The organism is Allorhizobium ampelinum S4 (genome assembly GCF_000016285.1).
In the GTDB taxonomy this organism is placed as follows: domain Bacteria; phylum Pseudomonadota; class Alphaproteobacteria; order Rhizobiales; family Rhizobiaceae; genus Allorhizobium; species Allorhizobium ampelinum.
The window spans coordinates 1,923,261-1,937,793 of record NC_011989.1; the positions used below are offsets into that span (position 1 = coordinate 1,923,261).

The following is a 14,533-nucleotide window of genomic DNA, read 5'->3' on the forward strand; positions in this document are numbered from 1 at the left end:
CGACAGGAGAACAGGACGTGGCAGCCAGCACCAATTTGTTCGACCCGATGGCGTCCTGGGCAAGGTTGAGCGAGCGCGTCGAAAACCAGGGCAAGGACATTGTCGATCTCAGATCGAACATGAACACCGGGTTCCAGAGCGTGCAATCCTCGATCAACGCTTTGTCGAATGAATTGCGCAGCTCCAGCAAGACACAGTGGCCGGTGATCTGGGCAGCGGCTGGCGTCTGTTTCGGGATTATCGTTGCGCTCGGCTCGCAAGCTCTTAGCCCGATCAAGGAGGCGGTTTCCGAAACCAAGACGGATTTGCGCGTCACGGCGCAAAATTCCCTGTCGGTTGCGGCTTTTACGGATTTCAAGGCGACCTATGAAAACAACAGGGTCGTTTCCCGTAATGACCTGATCGACAAATTCGGCCAGGTGAATTCGCAGCTCGAAACCATCCGTAAGGACCAGGTGCCTCGGGCAGAGCTGGAACGGGCCTGGCAATCGGAAGATCAGCAGCGCGCGCAGATGCAAAAGCAGATCGATGAACTGAAGCAGGGACAGGCCACCACCTATAGCGCCCGCGACCTGCTGCTGGATATGCGCGACCGGCAGGACCGCTTCGAGCGCCAGCTTTACGGCCAGCGCCCGCCGAGCTGACTACCCGGCCTGATCGGGCAGCCACAGCAACGTAATTCGACAATTCAAACCCTTGATGGAACCGCCAGATCTGGCGGCGAAAGGATTTCCCATGGCCCTGAAAGATGGTGCGGTCTTGTGTCAGGCATCGCAATGGACACTGATCGCCGGCGGCGTGCTGAATATTCTCGTCAACCTGCCAAAGACCGGCACGCTCTACATCCGTCGTGTGGAGGCTGGATCGGGCGAGCCAGACGTTGCGCCGGACCCGGATGCCTCGGCCAGTGATGCCAGCTTCCACTTCATGACCATGACTGCCTTGAAGCCCTACGCCGCCAGCTTCACCGAGGCCTGCGATGTCTATGGCTATCCGGAGGGCGACAGCGCCCTGCGGATCGAAATGCAGGGTGATTGACCCATGTCCCTGCATTTTGGCCGACCCGGCCTGTCGCTGGGCTCTCTCTGTTCCTGGACGCCTGTCGCGCCCACCGAAGACCTGCCTGATGGCATGGGCTGGGTCGTGCGCACCGGTTCCACCGAACTTTACCTGATTGATCGCAACGGGGCCTACGTTTACGCGCCCCTGGAGGCTGAAGCATGAGCAAGGTCCAGAGCAAAAACGCATTTCTGTATGACCTCAATGGTGACGCCGGCGAGCTGAAAATCGCCTTGCGCGAAGCTATGGAGCTTGGCAGCGCGGCTGATCTGGATGCATCCGAATTCGCATCCGCGGGGCAGGGGGATAAGGCCGACACGGCAATCCAGCCCGCCGCATTGGCCGCGACGGTAACGGAGGTGATCAACCGCGCGAACCACACCGGCGAGCAGGCGATGGCCACGATTACCGGATTGATCGCTGCGCTGGCCAGCAAAGCCACGCCAGCTGATATCTCGGCTGCCATTGCCGCGCTGGTCAATAGTTCGCCTGCGGCGCTCGATACGCTGAATGAGCTTGCCACGGCGCTTGGCAACGACCCGAATTTTGCAACGACCATGACAACGTCGCTTGGCAACCGGCTGCGGGTGGATACAGCAGCGCAGGGATTGACCGCGGATCAGAAGGCTAATGGTCGCGCAAACCTCGACATCAAATCAGCAGCGCTTCAAGAGGCCTCGTTTTTTGCGCCGGCGCTGGCGTTGCGTGGATCGTACAACCTGGCGCAAGCCTCCGGCGCTGGAGCTGGTGACGCGGCTGCCGACACGGCGGCATTTGCGGCGGCAATCACGGGTGGATATGGCAAGATCATTATTCCCCGTGTTGGCAGCGTTTGGCAATTTAACCCGACCACGGTCAATGCGGCGCTGGAAACTCGACGAAATGGGTCTAGTGTGTATGAATTAGACATCGAAGGTCGGGGAATGCCTGAGATACGGGCGTCGGCGGTCGGTACATATCTGTTTAATATTCTGGCCGGATCAATGGAGGTGTCTGGTCTCCGGTTTACAGATGGGGCAGGCCGGTTGCAGTCATTTATGAATCTGAACAAGACGACACCATATCGATTGTCCGTCCATGACATTGAAGTGCACACCACTGCGAAAGGAATCCGCGTCGAAGCTCTGTCGAAAGCGGTTATTTCTAAAATTTACGGGATTGATGTGCCTCTCCTGATTCATAGGCCGGCAGTGGAGAGTACGATATGCGTGGACGCGACTTTTGAAAACATTAGCGGCGATAATTCCAAGATCCTGTTCCAGGGCACGGGTGAAATTGTAACTGAAGGTGTCACTTTCCGAGAGATCCGCCTCACAACTAATGCAGGGGATTCCTTTACGATTGAACAATCTCTTGCCTGCCAGATCGTCAATTGTATGTTGGATGGTCAGTATTCTCCAAGCGAGACGGTTGGTGCGGGCGGCATGGGTCTCGTTTTAGGGTCCGCTGCTGGCGGCGCCAACGTCGGTCTTAGCATCAAGGATACATGGCTTGGTGCGGGAAAAAATGCCAAGGCACATATGTACTCAGTGCCGGGTTCAAACAATGCCGCGATTATGATTGATGGCATTACTTGTGGTGCACAAGATGGGGCAGTTGGAACAATTCCGTCTCGATTGAATCTTACCGGGATCAATGGCTTACGTGTGGGCACTGTCAAGTCTACAGGGGCGGCACCAACCACTGATGTGTTTACTAACTCAAGTGAGATGCCCCGCGATTTCTTGCCAGCCATTCCTGTGGCGATCAGTCAAGCCACTGGAATTGCCGTAGAGTCTGGGGCCATCACAGCTGCATCAGGGACCGTTAATTATCGCAAGTCCGATGGTGTGGTTTATGTTGATGGTACCGTCACGATCACGACAGCGGGCACGGGCAACGGTATCTTGATCTTGTCTCCTACTGGCCTCCCGGCGCCCGCGTTTGTTGACGCGATCATTCCATGTTTCTTATCTACGGGCGCTTCGGGCCGGGCAACTGTATCATCTGGCGGCTCTTTACTTCTGGTGTCCAGCTCAGGTGCCTCGGTCATTGCTTCGGGCACAACAATAAAGTTCAACGGTTGCTACAGGGCGGCTTAAGATCAACACAAAAAAGGAATACCTACGTGATCGTTGTTTATGGTGCTCTTGGGAAGATTGGCGCTATCGTCGTGGCGGAACTTCTGCGCTCTCGACAAGAGGTCTTGCCCGTCGATATCGGACTAAATCAAGACCACGACCTTATCGAAGATTGCACTTTGATATGGTGCGCAACCTCGCCGCCGCCTCACGAGACGATGAAACCTTTTGCTGATGACGCGCTTGCGTTCATAAACGTTCTGTCGGCGAGTTGGCAGCGGGTCATTTTTACCAGCTCATTCGGGATCGAAGATGGTAATGGCGTCCGGGCGATCAATCCTTACGCTGCCTGCAAGATTGCTTCAGAGGCTTTTCTCGAAGCATGGTGTCGCGGGGATAATAGAAGATCAGGGATATCAATCCGCATGGGTGGTTTCGGTCCACTCACGCCGCCAGGAAGCCCAGTGGTTATGTCAGAGCTAGAGGTAGTGCAGTGTTATATTAAAGCGTTGACGATGCCACATGGGTTCCATGTTCAGCGGCCGCTTGTTGAGCGGTCGGCGGGTTAATGATTGCTGCGGCTAACGCCTTATCAAACGGAGCAGAGATGCCTTCACTCCGGACGGCTTGGTCATGATTTCTGTCTGTTGCGCCGTCTTACTTAATGCATCTAAGTGCAGAAACTCTCCTATCCACTGGTTACGTAGTATCTTTAATTGAGCCTCAGACCTATCGAGTTTTTGGAGCGCTTCGTTAAAAGCTGCCGCATCCAAGTACCCAAAGCCCCACTCCTAAAGACGCTTGATTGCGCCGTGCGGTGGAACATAATGCTGTGATTTCAAAAGGAAAGGGGAGGGGCTCGCAAAATAGCAACCCTACCTTTGAGTAGATTTAAACGATAGACGATCGGCGACGCAATCGCTGCGTTAGGGTGTCTTGGGACCCGGCTTACTTCCAGCAACTGGTTTGGTCGGGATTTTTTCAGCCGGAGTAGCGTTGCAGCCCTTGCTTCGCATGGCCGATTCCATTGCGTTTATCTTGCCCTTGGTCACTGCAACTTGCCCTTCTTTGTCCCCGCCAAAGGTGCTTGATACGGGTACGCCGAGAAGGAAGACGCCGAGAGCATCGCCATTTGCAGCATCATTTTGTTGTTTCGATATAGCAGCGAGATGGCCCTGCTCTTTCAGCGTTTCCTGGGCAATCGCCTGACAGTCCATGTTCGTATAGGCAGCCATCGGAATGTCTACAGGAACAATTGCATCAGGACGTTTTGCACAACTGGAAATGGCCGCCAAAACGACCAAGGCAACATATTTAACTCTCATGACAGCCCCCTAACTTAATCCCCGTGTATGAGTAATCACTTATCGCGGATAAGTGGAAGGGGGCGACGTGGGGTTTTCCCGGTTTGTGTAAGGTTTGAAGATCGCAACAGGTGCATCTGCCGGCTTAGGTTCGATAATAATTTCTTCGAAACAACCTGGAAATACATATGAATTTTAAACTGCAATTTTTTGGATGTATATTGTCGTATATCCTGTCGTCGTGCGACTAAGTTCAATTGGTATGTGACCAATACCACTATTGATTCAGGGATGTTTTCATCAATCGTTTTGTTATCCTTCGACCATTGGTTGGGGATATAAATATGAACAAAATTATTGCTGAGCATTTGAACGTGGCAAAACAGTTGGCGGAAAGGGAAGGTGAAATATTCCTATCGTACCTGATAAGTATGGCTCAAATGGAAAACGATCCAGACGGGCGATTGCTGGCAACAAGAACTTGCGAGGCGCGGAAGACCTTGAATTTGTCGCTGCCGAGTTAAGGCGGGTTCTGGCCATCGCCGAGGCAGAGGGCAAGGTGATGCTGGCCTACCTCTTGTCTCGGGCAATTGAAGAGGCGGACAGCGAATTACGAGATCGGGCAGTGCCTCGCTCCGAAACTTAGACAAAAGGCCGGAAGAGTGATCTTCCGGCCTTTTTTATAGCGCAGGGCAACGTTTATGGAGCGCGCAGATTTTCTGCCGGATCTGCGTGAGCGGTTGGATCGCATTGAAAGAGGTCGAACAGGGCAGTAGCCTTAAGAAGGGCGTCTGCATGTCCAGGTAAATCCGGCCAATATATTCTTCGCCGTCATAACCAACATAATCATCCGCCGAATTTGGCTCATCGGGCCAAGTTCGCCGCCACCGATATTTCTTTTTCCATGTCATGATCAAGAAACAAGTAACGCCCGCCGATAGTTCAATTCGCCGTTCCCAGCATGGCTTGTACAAACTTATCTTTCTCTGCCGCCTGTGCGGGCGAATTCCCTCTGGCAAATATGAGCGTCCTCCAGGCGTCGCGTCCTTTGACCACGACAGTCACTTCAACAATGCGGTCAGTGTATTTTACAGATTTTCCCGTCGCCCTGAAGGCTGACATGCCTTCGATAGTGACGGGCCTCCACTGCGAGTCGAGGCTGACATCCGGGGCGACAGCCAACTTCAGCGCATCGGCATAGGCGGCGACCGTCGCCCCGCCAGATGGAAACTGCTCGTAGCCAAAGATTGCCTCGACAAGCAATTCGTTGGAGGCGAAGTAAAACACCCGCCCGCTGTTGATCTTCACCTCCTGTGCCTGCCAGGTCTTCCCGATGGTAGCCGTCTTATTCGTAACTGGGTTCATCCAGGTCTGTTTGGTGTTGAGATTTGTCTCGGCCTTCTGATCTTCAGTCCCCAGGATAATATTACCCGTGAACAGGGCTGCGACGACGACGATCCCCGCGGCCAGACGCACTTTCGATGGATTGGCGATGATTTCAGGATTGCCTTCATCGTAGCTGGCGACGTTGCCTTCTGCAAGAAGACGATATTGGCGGATTTGAGTAAAGAGCACGACGAAAGGGATGCCAAGCCCAAGACCTTGAGTCCAAACCTTGAACTCTCTGGAAAGGAAGAAAGTAATCCGATTCCGGCCCTGGGGGACAGGCACTCGCACGCCGACAATGGCCTTCCCAGGTGTGGTGCCGACGACAATCATAAAAAAAGCAAGGAATATGGCGATGAGCGGAAGCAATAGGATCCTGAAAAGGAGGTCATTCATCGTCAAGATCTGGAGGTAAATATCCGGAGCATATAGAACCGACCAAAAGCCTATTCCGAAGCTGAATAGCGGAGTGAAGATGAGATTGTCGATGGACCTCGCCCAAAAACGTGGCCAAGGTCGCGAGGTGATCACGATTCCCGGTTTAACTATAGGTGGTTCAAAAATTGGTGGTGGTCTCTTTCCTGATGACGCAACAGGCAATGGAGGCGGTATCGAGAGCGCGCTTGACAGGTCTGGATGCTCTGCCGCTTGTTGCCAAGCATCCATGCCTTCACGCCATACATTGGTTTCTCTTGTGATCTGCCCGTTCTTTATGAGCGCACGTATTTCGTCTTCTCCGACAGGGCCTTTTTGATCTTGCCCTGCTGCATAGTACCAAGCTGCCATCTGCTTCCCCTGTCCCCATGACGGTAACCGGTATCAAGGTTAGAAAGCAGGGTAAAGTTGTGCCGACGACAGATCGGTAAATTTTAGCAAGCTTAACGTTGAAACCAGCAGGCCATTTGATCCTGAAGCCTGTGCTACACGACGACAAATTTCCCAGCTTCGGACATATGTGCAACCTCTCGCTTGTTCTCTAAACGTTCTCATTTTGGAGAGGAGTCAATGACCTTGTTGGCAGAGGCTGTGGCCAATGAGATTTTTTACCGACGGTAGGTCCGTCGCAGTCTATTAGAGATCAAGCGATAGTTTGGAATCGGTCGATAAGAAGTTGAATTTTGTCATTGGCTAGTGACGAGAGTTTGGAGCTTTGCTCTTGTTTTTATTGGTCTAAAATGAGACTTCTAAGCAGGTTGTCGCAGGTTCGAGTCCTGAAGGGATCGCCAATCTCTAAAATTTACTTTGTAAGGCTCTGAAATTACTCATTCATTCTTAAGGTGAGGGGTTTGTGGTTCAGGGTGAGGGGATAGGATGTTCCCGTTCAGTTTCGTTGCCGCCGCCTGTGAGAGTTTCTTACGGTCGGCTTTTTTAGTATAAAGCGCGGCCATCGCGTCGGAATTCCAGCCGAATAATGCTTTCAGTTCGGCGTTACTGCCGCCCACTAAGGCGCGTTTTTGAGAAATGGATTCTGGGATGACCAATGTCATGTCCTCAAAAGCGGAAATGACATCAAGATCTTTTAAAAATTTGGTTTGATGCGCTGCTCGATCAGTCTGGAATCAAGTCGGAGATCTGTCCGTGTGATACCAGCAAGCGTGGGTTCGTCATGCTTCCATTTTCCTCATCGATTGTGACTGCGTATGCGGCAACGCCAATGTAGCGAGTGGCCATCGCACCAGCAATTTTCTCTGCTGAAGCTACGCTTGACGCTTGGCGCATATCGCCCGGCACAATACCGGCGCGGTTCTTTTTGAACTGCACGACAATAATTTTTTCAGCGTCAGACATGATACTATCCTCTCTCTTTTGTTCTCTTTATGTTCTTTTCTCGAGAAAAGTCAATGCCGTTTTTTCACGTGTCCATTGGAACGCGGTGAGCAAAATTCTTCGAGATTGCCACTTGTGGCCAGGCAGTCGCCGCAAACGGATATCGTGGCGACTGGCCAACTTGGGTGAAGGCGACGTATAAATTGCGAAGAACTGGCGTTCGTCCTGCCGGGCCTTGGCTAAGCCTTCCGCACTTATTTCTTTTTTGTCGAGGATTCGCTGTTCTTGACCTGTGAGCCGAGCGTGGGCGCTACGGCTTTATCAACTGTCTTGTCCTTCTTCGGCTTTCGCGTTTCCTTGTTGCCGCGTACTTGACCTTTAGCCATTGTCGTTTCCTCCGTGTTGAGAATGACAGCTAGCCGCGATTGCCGGGTGAAAAGCAAGCGAAATCCGACAGATGAGAAGTGCCTCAAACCTGTTTGCCTACCTTGTCATTCCTCATCCAGCCCGCAGGAACCGGACGGCCTCATCGCGGCGGTGCAGGTAGAGCAATGTGCGCACCGCCTCGCCGCGTGCCGAAGTCAGATCGGGGTCGCGTTCCAGCAGATAGGCGGCGTCCTTGCGGGCGACTTCCAAGAGGTCGGCGTGGTGTTCAAGGCTGGCGATGCGAAAGCCGGGCGTGCCGGATTGGCGGGTGCCGAGTAGCTCGCCTTCGCCGCGCAGTTTCAGGTCTTCTTCGGCAATCAGGAAGCCGTCTTCGCTGTCGCGCAGGATTGACAGCCGCGCCTTGCCGGTTTCGCCCAGCGGGCCTTTATAGAGAAGGATGCAGGAAGAGGCCTCAGCGCCGCGCCCGACCCGACCGCGCAACTGGTGCAGTTGCGCAAGGCCAAAGCGTTCGGCGTGTTCGATCACCATGATCGTCGCATCCGGCACGTCCACCCCGACTTCGACCACTGTGGTTGCTACCAGCAGCCGTGTTTCACCGCTCTTGAAAGCCAGCATGGCGGCGTCTTTTTCCTCGCCTTTCATGCGGCCATGCACGAGGCCGATGGGCGCCTTGAGGCACATTTTCAGCACCTCGAATCGCTCCTCGACCGACATCAGTTCTGATTCCTCGGTTTCCTCAACCAGTGGGCAGATCCAATAGGCTTTCTTACCGGAAGCAATCGCCGCCTGAAGCCGGTCAACGATATCGCCGATTCGCTCCACAGGCACGGTTACGGTCTGGATCGGTTTGCGGCCCGCCGGTTTTTCGGTGAGCTTGGAGACATCCATATCGCCGAAGGCAGCCAGAACCAGCGTGCGCGGAATGGGCGTGGCGGTCATGACCAGCATGTGTGGCGAAACGCCCTTGGCTGTCAGTCGCAGCCGCTGGTGGACACCAAAGCGATGCTGCTCATCGACTACAGCCAGCATGAGATTGTGATAATTGACCGAATCCTGAAACAGCGCGTGGGTGCCAATAACTATTTGCGCTTGGCCGGAGGCTATTCGCTCCAGCACCGCTTCACGCTCGCGGCCCTTGGTGCGTCCAGTCAGCACATCGACGGCGATTCCGGCAGCCGCCGCCATTTTTGATAGAGTCGCATGATGCTGGCGCGCCAGAATTTCGGTCGGCGCCATCAGCACGGCCTGGCCGCCGTTTTCCACCACAGCCGCCATGGCCAGCAGCGCCACCAGCGTCTTGCCCGCGCCGACATCGCCCTGGACCAGGCGCAACATGCGGCTGTCGCTTTCCATATCTTTCAAGATATCGGCAACAGCGTCCTTCTGGCTGTTGGTGGGGGTAAAGGGCAGGGCGGCAAGGATTTTTCCGCTCATTTCGCCCGTGGCGCGAACCGGTGTTCCCGCCACCTTGCGCAAGCGTTGACGCACCAGTGCCAGAGAGACCTGGCCCGCCAGAAATTCATCATAGGCCAGCCTGCGCCGGGCCGGGGCCTGCGGATCCACATCCTTTTCATCAAGGGGGCTGTGCAATCGCTCAAAACTTGGTTTGACAGCGTCGAAACCTTGTTTCGTCACCAGTGCCGGATCGATCCATTCGGCAAAGTCCGGCAAGCGTTCCACAGCGTGGTCTACCGCCTTTTTCAGCACTTTCGGCGAAAGGCCGGCCGTAAGCGGATAGACCGGCTCGACCAGCGGCATGGTCGCCGCCTCGCTGGCCTTGACCATGAAATCCGGGTGGACCATCGAGGGGCGACCATTGAACCAGTCGATTTTTCCCGAAACCGTGATGATCTCATCGACCGGCAAGGCTTTTTCCAGCCAATTGCCCTTGGCGCGAAAGAATGTCAGCGCTAATTCACCGGTCTCGTCATGCAGGAAAACCCGGTAGGGCGCGTTGCGATTTTCCTTAGGCGCAGGCGTGTGGCGGTCTACCCGACCCGTCACGGTGACAATGGCACCTTGCGGGGCTCGGGCAATTCCTGGCTGGTTGCGCCGGTCGATCAGGCGATGGGGGCTTAAGAAAAGCAGATCGACGACGCGGGCGTCTTCAGCATCTTCGCGGCCCAGCAGGCTCGCCAGCAATTGCGCCAGCTTCGGACCAACGCCCGGCAGGGTGGAAACGGAGGCAAACAGGGGATCGAGCAGGGATGGACGCATGATGGCGGCAAAATGCCGTGTGATGAGGCGCATTGCAAGGCTGACAAGGCAATTGTGAGCGGGTATACAGCATCGGACTGAAAAGTGGGAACCGGTTTTCAGAGATATCCGATGCGAAGAGAAAGGCATCGGACTGAGAAGTGGGAACCGGTTTTCGGGCATATCCGATGCGAAGAGAAAAGCATCGGACCGAAAAGTGGGAACCGGTTTTTTGGTGGGGCGATGTTGTGAGGAAGCACCGGGTTCTCGGCTTCGCCGCCCCCTCATCCGCCTGCCGGCACCTTCTCCCCGATGGGGAGAAGAGGGATGGAGCCGACAGGTGCGGTGCGTTTTCAGTGAGGCGAGGACCGCCGAGCGAAGGCGGGGGAGTGACGAACTGCTTGCTCCGTCATGACTTGTGAAAACCGGTCTACGAGAAAATTCGATGCGAAGCCAAGAGGTTCAGCATCAACAGGAAGGTGAATGACATGACTGGTCTGGTTCGCAGCAGCGCCGATCTCGATCCCCGCCGCAGGCGTATTCTGTTTCGCTGCTGGCATCGGGGTATCAGGGAGATGGACCTGATGCTTGGCCAGTTTGCCGAAGCAGAAATCAGTGCGCTCAACGATGCTGAGCTGGATGATCTCGAACTGATCATGGCGGAAGAAGACAATGACCTGATCAGCTGGATCAATGGTGCTGCCCCTGTGCCTGTTCATATGCAGATCCCGTTGTTTGAGCGCATTGCCGCCACCCGCCCCGATTTTTCGCCTGTCGATGGTTCGGCCATTGCATTGTCGTCCAGGCCTGATGCGAGTGCTGTGACCGAAAAATGATTTCCCTGTTTGATGCAAAGAAGACGGCAGCGGCGGCGTCCGCTGTTACCCTCTCGCCTGTGCCTGATGGTATGGACGCTTTTCTGGTGGCGGAACTGGCGCGGCAGGGCAGGCCTGTCGCCTATCTTCTATCGGATTCCAGCCGGATGAATGATATCGAGCAGATGCTCGGCTTCTGTGCGCCGGAAATTCCGGTGCTGACCCTGCCTGCCTGGGATTGCCTGCCCTATGACCGGGTTTCGCCCAGCGCCGATATTTCCGCCCGCAGGCTTTCGGCACTGTCGGGGCTGATTGCCCATGCCCGAAAGCCACATCCGGGCATTGTTCTTGTCACTGCCAATGCCATGCTGCAAAAGCTGGCACCGGCTGATGTTATCGAAAGCCTGTCCTTTTCGGCCCGCCCCGGCAATCAGGTGAAGATGGACGACGTTGCCGCCCGCTTGTCGCGCAACGGCTTTGAACGCGTCGATACCGTGCGCGAAGTCGGCGAATTTGCGGTGCGTGGCGGTATTCTTGACGTGTTCGTGCCGGGCTCTGAGGAGCCGGTGCGGCTGGATTTCTTTGGTGATACGCTGGAAAGTATCCGCAGTTTCGATCCAGCCAGCCAGCGCACTATCGGTCAGGTCCGCTCACTGGACCTCAACCCGATGAGCGAAGTGACGTTGACGCCGGAAAGCATCAGCCGGTTTCGCAAGAATTACCTGTCGCTGTTTGGCGCGGCCACCCGCGACGATGCGCTGTACACCGCCGTGTCCGAAGGCCGCCGTTATGCGGGCATGGAACACTGGATGCCGCTGTTTCATGAAAAGCTGGAGACGGTGTTCGATTATCTCACCGATTTCCGGGTGGTGCTCGACCATACGGTGCGCGAATCCGCCGAAGAACGCGGCAAGCTGATCCGCGACTATTATGAGGCGCGTTTGAACAGCGCGACACCCGGCAAGGGCCATCTGGCGCAGGGCACGCCTTATAAACCGATACCGCCGGAATATCTCTATTTAGGGGCGGCGGAATTTGCCAAGAAGCTAGAAGCGCTGAACCCGATCCGTCTGACACCGTTTGCCGAGCCGGATAGCGAAGGCCGCAAGATTGTCGAACTCTCGGCTCGTTCCGGCCCGCGCTGGGCGAAGCTGGCCGCGCAGGAAAGCAGCGAGACCAAGGCTGATGGCGAGGCGCAACGGGTCAATGTCTTTACCCAGGCAGTAAAATATATTTCCGACAAGCGGGCTTCCGGCTCCAAGGTGCTGATTACCGGCTGGTCGGAAGGTTCGCTCGACCGGCTGTTGCAGGTGTTGAACGAGCACGGGCTGGAGCGGCTAAAGCCTGTTACTGCCCTGAAGGATCTCGATCAGCTTGGCAAGGGTCATGCGGCAACCGCCGTCCTGGCGCTTGAGGGCGGGTTCGAGGCGGGCGAACTCGTGGTGGTCGGCGAGCAGGATATCCTCGGCGACCGCATGGTGCGCCGGTCCAAGCGTCGCAAGCGGGCAGCCGATTTTATTTCGGAAGTGGCCGGGCTGGATGAAGGCTCGATCGTTGTTCATGCAGAGCATGGCATTGGCCGGTTTATCGGATTGCGCACCATCCAGGCGGCGGGCAGCCAGCATGCCTGTCTGGAATTGCAATATGCCGACGAGGCAAAGCTGTTCCTGCCGGTCGAAAATATCGAGCTTCTGTCGCGCTACGGCTCGGAAGGCAGCGAAGCGCAATTGGACAAGTTGGGCGGCGGTGCCTGGCAGATGCGCAAGGCCAAGCTGAAGAAACGCCTGCTGGACATGGCCGGTGGGCTGATCCGCATCGCCGCCGAGCGGATGATGCGGTCGGCACCGGTGCTGGCCACGACTGAAGGCTTTTACGACGAATTCGCCGCGCGGTTCCCCTATGAGGAGACCGAGGACCAGATGAATGCCATCGAGGCGGTGCGCGGCGATCTGGCTGCTGGACGTCCAATGGACCGCCTGATCTGCGGCGATGTCGGCTTCGGCAAGACGGAGGTGGCGCTGCGCGCCGCCTTCGTGGCAGCGATGAACGGTATTCAGGTGGCGGTCGTGGTTCCGACCACGCTTTTGGCGCGCCAGCATTTCAAGACGTTTTCCGAGCGGTTTCGCGGGTTGCCAATCCGCATCCAGCAGGCCTCGCGGCTGGTGGGTACCAAGGAGCTGAACCTCGTCAAGAAGGAAGTGGCTGAGGGCAAGACCGATATTGTCGTCGGCACCCATGCTCTCCTGGGGTCGGGCATAAAATTCGCCAATCTTGGCCTGCTGGTGATTGATGAAGAGCAGCATTTCGGCGTCAAGCACAAGGAACGGCTGAAAGAGTTGAAGAGCGACGTGCATGTGCTGACGCTGTCGGCGACGCCCATTCCGCGCACCTTGCAGCTGGCGATGACCGGGGTGCGCGAATTGTCGCTGATCACCACGCCGCCAGTGGACCGTATGGCGGTGCGCACCTTCATTTCGCCCTTCGATCCGCTGGTGATCCGCGAAACGCTGATGCGTGAACATTATCGCGGTGGGCAGAGCTTTTATGTCTGCCCACGTCTGGCGGATCTTGCCGATATCAAGGCATTTCTGGAGTCGGATGTGCCGGAATTGAAAGTGGCGATTGCCCATGGCCAGATGGCGGCGGGCGAACTGGAAGACATCATGAACGCCTTCTATGAAGGCCGCTATGATGTTCTGCTTTCCACCACCATCGTTGAATCCGGTCTTGATGTGCCGACCGCAAACACTCTCATTGTCCATCGCGCCGACATGTTCGGCCTAGCCCAGCTCTACCAGATCCGCGGCCGGGTTGGTCGCTCCAAGGTGCGAGCCTTCGCGCTGCTGACCTTGCCGGTCAACAAGGTTCTGACGACCAGCGCCGAGCGGCGGCTGAAAGTGCTGCAATCGCTGGATACGCTGGGCGCGGGCTTCCAGCTTGCCAGCCACGATCTCGATATTCGCGGTGCTGGCAATTTGCTGGGCGAGGAACAATCCGGCCACATCAAGGAAGTCGGCTTCGAGCTTTACCAGCAAATGCTGGAGGAGGCCGTGGCCGAGGTGAAGGGCGAGGACGAGGTCGTCGATAGCGGCTGGTCGCCGCAAATCCAGGTCGGCACATCTGTGATGATCCCCGACGAATACGTGCCAGACCTGCATCTGCGTCTTGGCCTGTATCGCCGCCTGGGCGAATTGACCGAGTTGAACGATATTGACGGCTTCGGTGCCGAGTTGATCGACCGGTTCGGGCCGCTGCCAGCGGAAGTGCAGAACCTGTTGAAGGTCGTTTACGTCAAGGCGCTGTGCCGCAAGGCCAATGTCGAAAAGCTGGAAGCCGGTCCGAAGGGCGTCGTGGTTCAGTTCCGCAACAAGCTGTTCCCCAACCCGGCAGCTTTGGTCGGCTTCATCGCCAAACAGGGCAGCATGGCCAAGATCCGTCCAGACCACAGTGTGTTCCTGACCCGCGATCTGCCAACGCCCGAGAAACGGCTGGCGGGTGCGGCGACCATCATGGCGCAACTGGCGGAACTGGCCAAGGTGAAGTGATTTGGTAATTTAGT

At 56.0% G+C, this 14,533-nt stretch carries 14 protein-coding genes; 8 read left to right on the forward strand and 6 right to left on the reverse strand.

The features are described 5' to 3' along the window. Window positions 1-17: 17 nt before the first annotated feature. The 5 genes from AVI_RS09210 (at window position 18) to AVI_RS09230 (ending at window position 3,688) form a co-directional block, all read left to right on the forward strand. Window positions 18-644 carry a hypothetical protein gene (locus AVI_RS09210; RefSeq protein WP_081358837.1) on the forward strand — a complete coding sequence of 209 codons (627 nt, stop codon included), beginning with the start codon at window positions 18-20 and terminating at the stop codon, window positions 642-644. Window positions 645-735: 91 nt separating this feature from the next. Next, entirely contained in the window at window positions 736-1,038 is a 303-nt protein-coding gene (locus AVI_RS09215) for a hypothetical protein (protein ID WP_139192388.1), read from the forward strand. Between the two features lie 3 nt (window positions 1,039-1,041). After that, window positions 1,042-1,224 carry a hypothetical protein gene (locus AVI_RS09220; RefSeq protein ID WP_041696633.1) on the forward strand — a complete coding sequence of 61 codons (183 nt, stop codon included), beginning with the start codon at window positions 1,042-1,044 and terminating at the stop codon, window positions 1,222-1,224. Next, window positions 1,221-3,140 carry a hypothetical protein gene (locus tag AVI_RS31335; protein ID WP_015916098.1) on the forward strand — a complete coding sequence of 640 codons (1,920 nt, stop codon included), beginning with the start codon at window positions 1,221-1,223 and terminating at the stop codon, window positions 3,138-3,140. The genes AVI_RS09220 and AVI_RS31335 overlap by 4 nt, the downstream gene beginning before the upstream one ends. A gap of 26 nt (window positions 3,141-3,166) precedes the next feature. Beyond that, a complete protein-coding gene (locus AVI_RS09230) occupies window positions 3,167-3,688 on the forward strand; it encodes an NAD-dependent epimerase/dehydratase family protein (RefSeq protein WP_041696635.1) in 522 nt (173 codons plus the stop codon). A 357-nt stretch (window positions 3,689-4,045) separates the two neighbouring features. On the opposite strand, the gene AVI_RS29055 is transcribed toward AVI_RS09230, so the two are convergent. Continuing rightward, entirely contained in the window at window positions 4,046-4,444 is a 399-nt protein-coding gene (locus AVI_RS29055; RefSeq protein WP_015916099.1) for a hypothetical protein, read from the reverse strand. A 323-nt stretch (window positions 4,445-4,767) separates the two neighbouring features. On the opposite strand from AVI_RS29055, the gene AVI_RS30510 reads away from it, so the two are divergent. Further along, window positions 4,768-4,947: a hypothetical protein gene (locus tag AVI_RS30510; protein ID WP_139192387.1), complete on the forward strand. Its 180-nt coding sequence runs from the start codon at window positions 4,768-4,770 to the stop codon at window positions 4,945-4,947. Between the two features lie 418 nt (window positions 4,948-5,365). On the opposite strand, the gene AVI_RS09245 is transcribed toward AVI_RS30510, so the two are convergent. The 5 genes from AVI_RS09245 to recG form a co-directional block, all read right to left on the reverse strand. Continuing rightward, window positions 5,366-6,595 carry an RDD family protein gene (locus AVI_RS09245; protein WP_015916100.1) on the reverse strand — a complete coding sequence of 410 codons (1,230 nt, stop codon included), beginning with the start codon at window positions 6,593-6,595 and terminating at the stop codon, window positions 5,366-5,368. A 476-nt stretch (window positions 6,596-7,071) separates the two neighbouring features. Further along, a complete protein-coding gene (locus AVI_RS09250; protein ID WP_139192604.1) occupies window positions 7,072-7,290 on the reverse strand; it encodes a hypothetical protein in 219 nt (72 codons plus the stop codon). A 67-nt stretch (window positions 7,291-7,357) separates the two neighbouring features. Continuing rightward, entirely contained in the window at window positions 7,358-7,597 is a 240-nt protein-coding gene (locus tag AVI_RS09255) for a hypothetical protein (RefSeq protein WP_015916101.1), read from the reverse strand. Between the two features lie 233 nt (window positions 7,598-7,830). Further along, window positions 7,831-7,962 (reverse strand): hypothetical protein, encoded by a 132-nt coding sequence (locus AVI_RS31710; protein WP_267889558.1) that lies wholly within the window; start codon window positions 7,960-7,962, stop codon window positions 7,831-7,833. 112 nt (window positions 7,963-8,074) lie between these two features. Continuing rightward, window positions 8,075-10,180, reverse strand: a complete 2,106-nt coding sequence (gene recG / locus AVI_RS09260) for an ATP-dependent DNA helicase RecG (RefSeq protein ID WP_041697990.1) — start codon at window positions 10,178-10,180, stop codon at window positions 8,075-8,077. Between the two features lie 467 nt (window positions 10,181-10,647). Between recG and AVI_RS09265 the strand changes: the two genes are divergently transcribed. Further along, on the forward strand, window positions 10,648-10,995 hold the full coding sequence (locus AVI_RS09265) for an FAD assembly factor SdhE (protein WP_015916104.1): 348 nt from the start codon (window positions 10,648-10,650) through the stop codon (window positions 10,993-10,995). Then, on the forward strand, window positions 10,992-14,519 hold the full coding sequence (gene mfd, locus AVI_RS09270; RefSeq protein ID WP_015916105.1) for a transcription-repair coupling factor: 3,528 nt from the start codon (window positions 10,992-10,994) through the stop codon (window positions 14,517-14,519). The genes AVI_RS09265 and mfd overlap by 4 nt, the downstream gene beginning before the upstream one ends. The last annotated feature ends 14 nt before the right edge of the window (window positions 14,520-14,533 follow it).

Bases quoted from the DNA above. Each gene is read 5' to 3' on its own strand.
- AVI_RS09255 (WP_015916101.1), bottom strand. From the start codon at position 7,597: ATGTCTGACGCTGAAAAAATTATTGTCGTGCAGTTCAAAAAGAACCGC.
- AVI_RS09220 (WP_041696633.1), top strand. From the start codon at position 1,042: ATGTCCCTGCATTTTGGCCGACCCGGCCTGTCGCTGGGCTCTCTCTGT.
- recG (WP_041697990.1), bottom strand. From the start codon at position 10,180: ATGCGTCCATCCCTGCTCGATCCCCTGTTTGCCTCCGTTTCCACCCTG.
- mfd (WP_015916105.1), top strand. From the start codon at position 10,992: ATGATTTCCCTGTTTGATGCAAAGAAGACGGCAGCGGCGGCGTCCGCT.
- AVI_RS09245 (WP_015916100.1), bottom strand. From the start codon at position 6,595: ATGGCAGCTTGGTACTATGCAGCAGGGCAAGATCAAAAAGGCCCTGTC.
- AVI_RS31335 (WP_015916098.1), top strand. From the start codon at position 1,221: ATGAGCAAGGTCCAGAGCAAAAACGCATTTCTGTATGACCTCAATGGT.
- AVI_RS31710 (WP_267889558.1), bottom strand. From the start codon at position 7,962: ATGGCTAAAGGTCAAGTACGCGGCAACAAGGAAACGCGAAAGCCGAAG.
- AVI_RS09265 (WP_015916104.1), top strand. From the start codon at position 10,648: ATGACTGGTCTGGTTCGCAGCAGCGCCGATCTCGATCCCCGCCGCAGG.
- AVI_RS30510 (WP_139192387.1), top strand. From the start codon at position 4,768: ATGAACAAAATTATTGCTGAGCATTTGAACGTGGCAAAACAGTTGGCG.
- AVI_RS09215 (WP_139192388.1), top strand. From the start codon at position 736: ATGGCCCTGAAAGATGGTGCGGTCTTGTGTCAGGCATCGCAATGGACA.
- AVI_RS29055 (WP_015916099.1), bottom strand. From the start codon at position 4,444: ATGAGAGTTAAATATGTTGCCTTGGTCGTTTTGGCGGCCATTTCCAGT.